The organism is Aeromonas sp. ZOR0002 (assembly GCF_963866995.1).
Classification (GTDB): domain Bacteria; phylum Pseudomonadota; class Gammaproteobacteria; order Enterobacterales; family Aeromonadaceae; genus Aeromonas; species Aeromonas caviae.
The window spans coordinates 1-9,223 of sequence record NZ_CAWMFQ010000346.1 but is presented as its reverse complement, the minus strand read 5'-3'; the positions used below and the strand labels follow the sequence as shown (position 1 = coordinate 9,223).

The window sequence follows — 9,223 nt, the reverse complement described above, 5'->3', positions numbered from 1 at the left end:
CTTCAAGGTTAGCCTTTCAACATGTAATTGGGACAGCGCCATCAAAAAGACCGCCTGCTGGCGGTCTTTTGCGTGATGTCTCGGCGATCAGGCGAGGCCCGCCAGCAGACGACTCCAGTTGCGCTTGGCAACGAGGAAACCGTCTCGCAACGTGCGGTACTCCAGTTGCAGCCTGAGCCTGTCGTAGCGTGCGAGGGCTGTGCGCTTGCGCTGCTCCAGCAGTGACTTGCGGCTGGCATAGTAGTGCTGGATCTGCAGGCTCAGCTTGTCGTACTCCTCCTGCAGCAGTGCCTGCCAGCGTTCCCTATCGTCCTGCTTGTGTACTCTGGCCTGGGCGCGCTTGAGTTGCATCTCCAGCCTGGCCTGTTCGATGCGTTCCTCCGGGCAGGATCTCAGGTCTTTGGCGAGCCCGCACCAGGCGGCGGTGCGGATCAGCCACTTGGTGGGGTCGAACTGCCACCATTGAATGCCGTTGCGGTAGTCGTTCTCGAACAGGTGATGGAAGTTGTGATAGCCCTCGCCAAAGGTGAAGAAGGCCAGGATGCCGTTGTCCCGGGCGCTGTTGCGATCCGTGAACGGCTGGCTGCCCCAGATGTGGGCCAGGGAGTTGATGAAGAAGGTGGTGTGATGGGTCATCACCATGCGCAGCACCCCGGCCAGCAACATCATGCCGAGCAGATCCCCGTGCAAGAGGCCGAGCAGCAGCGGAATGCCGATGTTGGTGACCAGGGCCAGAGCCAGATAGTGCCTGTGCTGGAAGGCGACCACGGGGTTGTTTTGCAGGTCGCGCACATTGCTGTAGTCGTGGTAGGTATCGCGCTGGTATTCCCGCAGCATCCAGCCGATGTGGGAGTACCAGAAGCCGCGACCCGCACTGTAGGGATCCTTCTGGTTGTCATCCACGTGGCGGTGGTGGCGGCGATGATCCGAGGACCAGTGCAGCGCCGAGTTCTGCAGGGCGAGCGCGCCTCCGATGGCGAAGATCCATTGCAGGGCCGGGTGCGCCTTGTAGGCCTTGTGGGACCAGAGCCTGTGGTAGCCGGCGGTGATGGAGATGCCGCAATAGCAGAACAGCAGCAGGAAGCAGAGCCACTGCCAGAGGTCGTAGCCCTGGCTCAGTCCATACCAGGGGACCGCTATCAGTGCCGTCAGCCCGGAGAGGGCGAACAGCAGGGTGTTGGTCATGATGATCGGGGGGCGGTCCATTTCACTCGGCTCCTTTCAGCGAACAGCTGTTCACTATTCTCCATTGAGCCGGAATGCGGGTCAATGGTAAAAAAGTCGGAGACAAACCTGATCCCGGCCCCGCCTTCGGGTTATCATCTGGCCTCGCTAATCTCAAGGTGACTGTTTTCGTGGGTATTCGCGCGCAACAAAAAGAAAAAACCCGGCGTACGCTGATCGAGGCGGCGTTCAGTCAACTCTGCGCCAACCGCAGTTTCTCCAACCTCAGCCTGCGGGAAGTGGCCAGAGAGGCGGGCATAGCGCCGACCTCCTTCTATCGCCACTTTCGGGACATGGAAGAGCTGGGGCTGACGCTGGTGGACGAGGGAGGGCTGACCCTGCGCCAACTGATGCGCCAGGCGCGCCAGCGCATTGCCGGTGGTGGCAGCGTCATCAGCACCTCGGTGCAGACCTTCATGGAATTCGTCGAAAACAACCCGAACATCTTCCGGCTGCTGCTGCGCGAGCGCTCCGGCACCTCGGCTGCATTCCGTCAGGCGGTGGCCCGGGAGATCCAGCACTTCATCGCCGAGCTGACCGATTATCTGGAAGCCACCACGCAGGCGCCACGGGAAGAGGCCTATATCCAGGCCGAGGCCATGGTGACCATCGTCTTCAGCGCCGGTGCAGACGCCCTCGACATGACTCCGGAAGAGTGCAAGGCACTGTCGGAGCGCACCATCAGCCAGTTGCGGATGATCGCCATGGGCGCCGAGGTGCAGAACCGCAAGCGCCACGAATCTCTCACATAACGCAAGGATGGACAGCCTCATGCATGAACCGAACGCGATTCCGAAGAAGCCCCTGGTGCTGGCCCTGCTGATCGGTATCTGTGGCGATGCCTTCCTGTCGGCCTTGACGGAGTCGGTCGTCCCCTTCTCCTTCTACCCCCTCATCGCCCTGTTGCTGGCGGCCAGCCAGCTCTATCAGCACTATCGCCATGAGCCCATGGTGGGCAACACACCCAGCTGCATCCTGCTCTGCTTCTTTATCGGCGTGTTCGGCCATTCTGCCCTAGTCAAGGTGCAGTACCCCGAGCTTGGCAGCAACTTCTTCTCCCTCATTGCCATGCTGCTGCTGCTCGCCGCTCTCTCCATCAAGCTGGGAATCAGCCTCGGAAAAACGCAAAAGGAGTGACGAATCACTCCTTCTGGTCGGGCCGGGGGTGGCCTAGTCGGCCCTGGGGGGAGTCTCTCCCTTCTTCCTGGCGTCTATGATGGCCTGCAGCTTGGTGCGGATATCCATCATGCCGAACACCCCGAAGATCAGCACCTGGGTGAATTCGAGACGAGTGACCGCGAAGTAGGGTTTGCAGGCCGCCTTGATCATGCTGGCCTGTACCCAGTGCATCAATATCACGATGACGCCGCACACCGGCAGAAAGCCGTTCAGTTTGCCCGGCAGGGTGCCCAGCAGGGCGAGTGCCACACCGAACCAGAAGAACAGCAGCACCCCCATCGCCAACAGATTAAACACCCGCTTCATCGTTTACCTCCCGTACATAGAGTTGATAGCAGGCCTGATGTGATCGACCTGCTTGTCCTTGAGCCGTTGTCCAAATTGACGGAGAAGGGGACTGTGCCCATCTCCCCTTTAAACAGCTGCGTCATGCTTGGTGTCCCGCAGATAGAGCTGATAGCAGACCTGACCAGCCTGCTTGTCCTTGAGTAGTGTCCAGCTGGCGGGCAGCGCCAGATCGGCCATCTCTTTTTCCCGCTCCAGATAGATGAGGGCATCGGATGCCAGCCAGCCGCGCTGCTCGAGCAGCTCGCACACCTGGGGCAGCAGCTCGCGACGAAACGGTGGGTCCAGAAAGACCAGGTCGAAGGGCGTGGCCGGGCCTTGCAGCCAGCTCACGGCATCGGCCTGGATCACCTGCCCCTGGCTGCTGCCCAGGGTCGTCAGGTTCTTCTTGAGCTGGTCGGCGGCGCCTCTGTCCATCTCGATCAGGGTGACCTGTTCGGCATAGCGGGACAAGGCTTCCAGCCCCAGCCCGCCGCTGCCGGCGAACAGATCCAGGCAGCGGGTACCGCGCACGTGGGGAGCCAGCCAGTTGAAGATGGTCTCCTTGACGCGATCCGTGGTGGGTCTGAGCCCTTCTACATCCCTGACGGGGAGTTTGCGCCCCTTCCATTGGCCGCTGATGATTCGTACCACGCCCGCTCGCCCCTGGGGGGCCGGGCTCTTGCTCGGGCTGTTACGGCTGGATTTCACTCTGGGCATCGCGTTTCGTCGTCAGAAAATAAAGTGATAGTATAAGGCGGTTCATTTTTATGCCGACCCGCCGAGGGACGGCTATCTTAGCAGTCAGCCTTTGATGTGAGTATTTTTAGATGGCAAAAGGTTTGTTTTCCTGGCTGGGTTTCGGCCGCAAGAAAGAAGAGGCTGAGGCCGTTCCATCGCAGGCGCCCGACGCTACCCTGGCGGTAGTCGAGTCGGAGGCCGCCGCTGTTCCCGCGCCTGTCGCCGATGTTGCCCCGGCTGATGCCCCCGCCGCCAAGCCCGAAGCGCCGCTGAGCGGCCCTGACGAAGGCCCCCTGGTTGTGGAAGAGCCGGAGGGCGAGCTTGAGCCCGTCATCGTCAATGAGGCCTTGATCGCCACCGAAGATCAGGTCGCAGACGAAGCCATTGTTGCCGCCGAAGCTCGCGCTGCGGAAGAGGCTCGTGTTGCCGCCGAGGCTCGCGCTGCAGAAGAAGCCCGTATTGCCGCCGAGGCTCGCGCTGCAGAAGAGGCTCGCATCGCTGCCGAAGCCCGCGCTGCGGAAGAGGCTCGCATCGCTGCCGAAGCCCGTGCCGCGGAAGAAGCCCGTATTGCCGCCGAGGCCCGTGCTGCGGAAGAGGCTCGTGTTGCCGCCGAAGCTCAGGCTGCCGAGGAAGCCCGTGTCGCCAAAGAGGCCCAACGAGCGGAAGATTTGCGTCTGGTCGCCGCGATGGAGGCTGAGGCCGCTGCCCTGGCCGCTCTGCCACTGGCCGCCAAGGTGGACGACGACACTCAGGAGAAGCCGCAGCGGGAGGGCTTCTTTGCCCGCCTCAAACGCAGCCTGGTGCGTACCAGGGAGAATATCGGCTCCGGTTTCTTCGGCCTGTTCAGCGGCAAGAAGATCGATGACGATCTGTTCGAAGAGCTGGAGACCCAGCTGCTGACCGCCGATCTTGGCGTCGACACCACCACCCGCATCATCGAGGGGCTGGTACAGCACGCGGACCGCAAGCAGCTCAAGGATGCCGAGGCGCTCTACGGTCTGCTCAAACAGGATATGGGCGAGATGCTGGCCAAGGTCGAGCAGCCCCTGGTGATCGACACCAGCAAGAAGCCTTACGTCATCCTGATGGTCGGTGTGAACGGCGTCGGCAAGACCACCACCATCGGCAAGCTGGCCAAACAGTTCCAGGCCGAGGGCAAGAGCGTGATGCTGGCCGCTGGCGATACCTTCCGTGCCGCTGCGGTCGAGCAGCTGCAGGTGTGGGGTCAGCGCAACAACATTCCGGTGATTGCCCAGCACACCGGTGCCGACTCCGCCTCCGTCATCTATGACGCCATCGAGGCTGCCCGCTCCCGCGGGGCTGACGTGCTGATCGCCGATACCGCCGGCCGCCTGCAGAACAAGAGCAACCTGATGGAGGAGCTCAAGAAGGTGGTGCGGGTGATGAAGAAGCTGGACGATGCGGCGCCCCACGAGATCATGCTGACTCTGGACGCAGGCACCGGCCAGAACGCATTGAGCCAGGCCAAGCTGTTCAGCGAGGCGGTGGGCCTGACCGGCATCACCCTCACCAAGCTGGACGGCACTGCCAAGGGGGGGGTCATCTTCGCGGTGGCCGACAAGTTCCAGATCCCGATCCGCTACATCGGGGTGGGCGAGGGGATCGACGATCTGCGCCCGTTCGTCGCCAACGACTTTATCGAGGCGCTCTTCAGCCGCGAAGAATAAATCCGGCCGACATGAGTCGGCCCGGCCGTGACAAGCACGTGTTCCATACCCCGACTCCGGTCGGGGTATGTCACTATGAGAGCGCAGGTATGGCTCATCCGGGCAAGGATGACATGCGGCATGGTTGCGACCGGTGTTGTCATCCAGGTGTTGTGTCGGTACGGGGGAGTGAGCGCCCCATGCTTTATCCCGGTCGGGGTTTGTCAATCTCAGGGAACCGTTATGATTCGTTTTGACAAGGTCAGCAAGGTCTACAGTGGCGGTCATCAAGCGCTGCAAAAGGTCAGTTTTCACCTGCGCAAGGGGGAGATGGCCTTCCTGACCGGCCATTCGGGGGCGGGCAAGAGTACCCTCCTCAAGCTCATCAGCGTGATGGAACGGCCGACCGACGGCCGCGTCTTCTTCCACGGCGATGACGTCAGCCACATCCAGCGCAGTCAGATCCCCTACGTGCGCCGCCAGATCGGCATGATCTTCCAGGATCACCGCCTGTTGATGGATCGTACCGTGTTCGACAACGTCGCCCTGCCCCTGGTGATCGATGGCTACAGCCATGGGGACATCAACAAGCGGGTGGCGGCGGCGCTCGACAAGGTCGGGCTGCTCGGCAAGGAGCGCTACCAGCCGCGCATGCTCTCCCATGGACATCATGCGCCTGTTCGAGGAGTTCAACCGCTTCGGCGTCTCCGTGCTGATTGCCACTCACGATCTGGGGCTGATCGCCCGGATGCGCTACCGCACCCTGACCCTCAAGGCGGGTCGCATGTATTCGTCCGGGGAGGATCGCTGATGGCTATTGTTCGTCATAAACAGCCGCCGTTGCGTCGTTTGATGATGTATGGGGTGGATCACGTGCGCCAGGCCTTTGCCAGCCTGGGTGAGCTGTGGCGCAACCCGCTCGCCTCCCTGATGACCCTGGCGGTGCTTGGCGTGAGTCTGGCGCTGCCTTCCTGTTTCCACGTATTGCTGAAGAATGCCGAAGTGGTAGAGGGGAGCTGGCAGACCAGCTCCCAGATCTCCCTCTATCTGCGCAAGGATCTGCCGGAGCAGAGCATCCTCGACATGAAGCAGCGGATCCTGCTCTATCCGGAAGTGGAGTCCGTCACTTATATGAACCGTGACGAGGCGCTCAGGGAATTTCGGGAGATCTCCGGTTTCGGTGATGCCCTGGATTATCTGGACAGCAACCCGCTGCCGCCGGTGCTGAGCGTGATCCCGGATCCGCGCTGGCAGAATCCCGAAGGGGCCGCCGAGCTGCTCGCCAAGCTGGAGAACGAGCCCGGTATCGAGCAGGGCAAGCTGGATCTGCAGTGGTTGACCCGGTTGCAGGGGATCATGAACCTGCTGCGCCACACCATTACAGGTATCGCGGTGTTGCTGCTCTCCGCTGTGTTGCTGATCGTGGGCAACACCCTGCGCCTGAATATCCTGAACCAGCGTTCCGAGATTGAAGTGCTCAAGCTGGTGGGAGCGACCGATGCCTTCATCCACCGTCCCTTCCTCTATACGGGCATCTGGTTCGGGGTCATTGGCGGCATGCTGGCCTGGTGGCTGACCGAGGTGATGGTGATCTGGAGCGAGGGGGTGGTGAAGGAGCTGGCGGGGCTCTACAACAGCAACTTCCGTCTGGTGGGGATGGGGGCGTTCGACGGCTTCAATCTCATACTGCTGGGCGCCCTGCTGGGGTTGATCGCCTCCTGGTTCTCGGTGCACAGGCACATTCGCGACATAGAACCGTCCTGATTAATTTGTCAGCATTTTAAAGCGCTGGATTTTGCGAACTGGATCAAGTAAAAGAGTGGCCCGTTTCTGGCTCGGGCCACTTTCTCAGAGTAATCTGAATGGTGTCTGCGCCGAGGATCATATGTGGATCCTCTGAACCTTTTGATTTATCAATGGTCTATTGACTGCAGCAGAATGAATACGGGTATGGCCCCTATGCCTTGCTCGTCTGACTTGGCAAGCATGTGAAGGTTGCGAGCTCCGCAACAATGGACTTAGCATGCTACTTTTCAGGGGTCCTTTACTGTGACCCCTTTTTTTTGACTGTTCATTTATGATTCATGCCGTCAGCCTAAGATAGGCCGGGTTCATGCTGGGGTGATGTATGATGCAGCACGCAGAATGATACCTGGTCGGTAGACACGTCTTCTCAGGGTGTTAGACTGATTCGATTGAAAAGTAAGAGGTAGAACATGGGAACTTCATTGCAACGCACTATGGCTCTGATTCCGCAAGGTAGTCTGGAAGGCTATATCCAGGCCGTCAACTCGATCCCTGTGCTGAGCGCAGAGGAAGAGCGCGAACTGGCGATGCGTCTGCAGCAGGATGGTGATCTCGAAGCTGCACGCCAGCTCGTTATGTCGCACCTGCGTTTTGTCGTTCACGTGGCCAAGAGCTACTCCGGCTATGGCCTGCCTCAGGCCGATCTGGTGCAGGAAGGCAACATCGGCCTGATGAAAGCCGTCAAACGCTTCGACCCGAGCGTGGGCGTGCGTCTGGTCTCCTTCGCCGTGCACTGGATCAAGGCCGAAATCCACGAATATGTGTTGCGCAACTGGCGCATGGTCAAGGTGGCGACCACCAAGGCCCAGCGCAAGCTGTTCTTCAACCTGCGCAAGTCCAAGAAGCGTCTGGGCTGGCTGAACCACGAAGAGGTGCAGGCCGTGGCTGCCGACCTCGGGGTATCCGCTGCCGACGTCACCGAGATGGAAGCGCGCATGAGCAATTACGATCAGGCCTTCGATCTGGTCGGTGACGATGAAGACGAGGGTGGCTTCGCGCCGGTGCACTATCTGGAAGACAAATCTTCCGATCTCGCGGCGAACATCGAGAACGACAACTGGGACAGCCATGCCACCCGTCGCCTGAGTGCGGCCATGGCGACCCTGGACGAGCGCAGCCAGCACATCATCCGTGCCCGCTGGCTCGATGACGAGAGCAAGACCACCCTGCAGGAGCTGGCCGATACTTACGGCGTCTCGGCCGAGCGGGTGCGCCAGCTTGAGAAAAACGCGCTCAAGAAGCTGAAAGATGCCATGGATGCCTGACGGCCTCCTCCGGTAAGAAGCAGGGCCTGATGGCCCTGTTTTTGTTTTGCGGGGATCTGGTCGGCCTTGCCTTGGTTACCCTTGTGTATGGTATGTTGCCGCCACTGCCACAGTAGGGAGAGCAGAAGTGAAACTGTTGAACGACTTGTTTACCAACAACCGCGAGTGGGCGGAACGGATCAAGGCCGAGGATCCCAATTTCTTCGCTACCCTGTCCGCCCAGCAGGCCCCCGAGTACCTCTGGATCGGCTGTTCCGACAGCCGGGTTCCCGCCAACCAGCTGATGGGGCTCTTGCCGGGGGACGTCTTTGTCCACCGCAACGTCGCCAACCTGGTGGTGCACACCGACTTCAACTGCCTCTCGGTGCTGCAATACGCGGTGGAGGTGCTCAAGGTGAAGCACATCATCGTCTGCGGCCACTATGGCTGCGGTGGGGTCAAGGCTGCGATGCAGAACCAGGAGCTGGGTCTCATCGACAACTGGCTGCGCAACATCAAGGACGTCTACTTCAAATACGGCGAACAGCTCGAAGCCATCGAGGATGAGCACGAGCGCTTCGACTACCTGTGCGAGCTGAACGTGGCCGAGCAGGTCGCCAACGTCTGCCACACCACCATCATCCAGAATGCCTGGCGCAAGGGGCAGGAGCTGGCGGTGCACGGCTGGATCTACGGCATCAAGGATGGCCTGCTGCACGATCTCGATCTCTGCATCAGCGGCCCTGACCAGATCCCGGACGTCTATCGCGCCTGGCCGGACATGCGTCCGCCCCATCGTCGCCGCTGAGGACCAGCCGGTGGCTCCTGCGCTCTACCTTCAGATAAAGCAGCACATCCTGGACGGGATCCGCGAACGCCACTATCAGGCGGGCGACCGGATCCCGACCGAGGCCGCCCTGTGCGAGCAGTTTGCCGTGAGCCGCATGACGGTGAACAAGGCGCTGCGTGAGCTGGTGGCCGAAGGCTGGCTGGTGCGCACCGCCGGATCCGGCAGTTTCGTGGCCTACAGGCGTACCG

General features: G+C 60.9%; 10 protein-coding genes and 1 pseudogene. 8 read left to right on the top strand and 3 right to left on the bottom strand.

Annotated features, from left to right (window positions below; translation table 11 throughout):
- Positions 1 to 87: 87 nt before the first annotated feature.
- Positions 88 to 1,206: a fatty acid desaturase gene (locus tag AACR77_RS18620; protein WP_039040410.1), complete on the bottom strand. Its 1,119-nt coding sequence runs from the start codon at positions 1,204 to 1,206 to the stop codon at positions 88 to 90.
- 149 nt (positions 1,207 to 1,355) lie between these two features.
- Here AACR77_RS18620 and fabR point away from each other — a divergent pair, with 149 nt between their 5' ends.
- Both fabR and AACR77_RS18610 read left to right on the top strand, forming a co-directional pair.
- Entirely contained in the window at positions 1,356 to 1,976 is a 621-nt protein-coding gene (gene fabR / locus AACR77_RS18615) for an HTH-type transcriptional repressor FabR (RefSeq protein WP_010672598.1), read from the top strand.
- A 19-nt stretch (positions 1,977 to 1,995) separates the two neighbouring features.
- A complete protein-coding gene (locus AACR77_RS18610) occupies positions 1,996 to 2,361 on the top strand; it encodes a YijD family membrane protein (protein ID WP_010672599.1) in 366 nt (121 codons plus the stop codon).
- Positions 2,362 to 2,394: 33 nt separating this feature from the next.
- Here AACR77_RS18610 and AACR77_RS18605 read toward each other — a convergent pair whose 3' ends face one another.
- Both AACR77_RS18605 and rsmD read right to left on the bottom strand, forming a co-directional pair.
- Positions 2,395 to 2,709 carry a DUF1145 domain-containing protein gene (locus AACR77_RS18605; protein WP_010672600.1) on the bottom strand — a complete coding sequence of 105 codons (315 nt, stop codon included), beginning with the start codon at positions 2,707 to 2,709 and terminating at the stop codon, positions 2,395 to 2,397.
- Between the two features lie 108 nt (positions 2,710 to 2,817).
- On the bottom strand, positions 2,818 to 3,447 hold the full coding sequence (rsmD, locus tag AACR77_RS18600) for a 16S rRNA (guanine(966)-N(2))-methyltransferase RsmD (protein WP_042864572.1): 630 nt from the start codon (positions 3,445 to 3,447) through the stop codon (positions 2,818 to 2,820).
- A 110-nt stretch (positions 3,448 to 3,557) separates the two neighbouring features.
- On the opposite strand from rsmD, the gene ftsY reads away from it, so the two are divergent.
- The 6 genes and pseudogenes from ftsY to AACR77_RS18570 all read left to right on the top strand — a co-directional run.
- Positions 3,558 to 5,156 carry a signal recognition particle-docking protein FtsY gene (gene ftsY / locus AACR77_RS18595; protein ID WP_042878643.1) on the top strand — a complete coding sequence of 533 codons (1,599 nt, stop codon included), beginning with the start codon at positions 3,558 to 3,560 and terminating at the stop codon, positions 5,154 to 5,156.
- A gap of 222 nt (positions 5,157 to 5,378) precedes the next feature.
- A pseudogene (locus tag AACR77_RS18590) lies at positions 5,379 to 5,946 on the top strand (cell division ATP-binding protein FtsE).
- A complete protein-coding gene (gene ftsX, locus AACR77_RS18585; RefSeq protein WP_029313524.1) occupies positions 5,946 to 6,899 on the top strand; it encodes a permease-like cell division protein FtsX in 954 nt (317 codons plus the stop codon). Before AACR77_RS18590 ends, ftsX begins: the two are co-directional and overlap by 1 nt.
- Positions 6,900 to 7,351: 452 nt before the next feature.
- Positions 7,352 to 8,206, top strand: coding sequence for an RNA polymerase sigma factor RpoH (gene rpoH, locus AACR77_RS18580; RefSeq protein WP_029313526.1), 855 nt, complete (start codon positions 7,352 to 7,354; stop codon positions 8,204 to 8,206).
- A 127-nt stretch (positions 8,207 to 8,333) separates the two neighbouring features.
- Positions 8,334 to 8,993: a carbonate dehydratase gene (gene can, locus AACR77_RS18575; RefSeq protein ID WP_010672606.1), complete on the top strand. Its 660-nt coding sequence runs from the start codon at positions 8,334 to 8,336 to the stop codon at positions 8,991 to 8,993.
- Positions 8,994 to 9,003: 10 nt separating this feature from the next.
- Positions 9,004 to 9,223, top strand: a 220-nt coding sequence (locus AACR77_RS18570) for a GntR family transcriptional regulator (RefSeq protein WP_042878641.1), incomplete at its 3' end; no start/stop codon positions are given.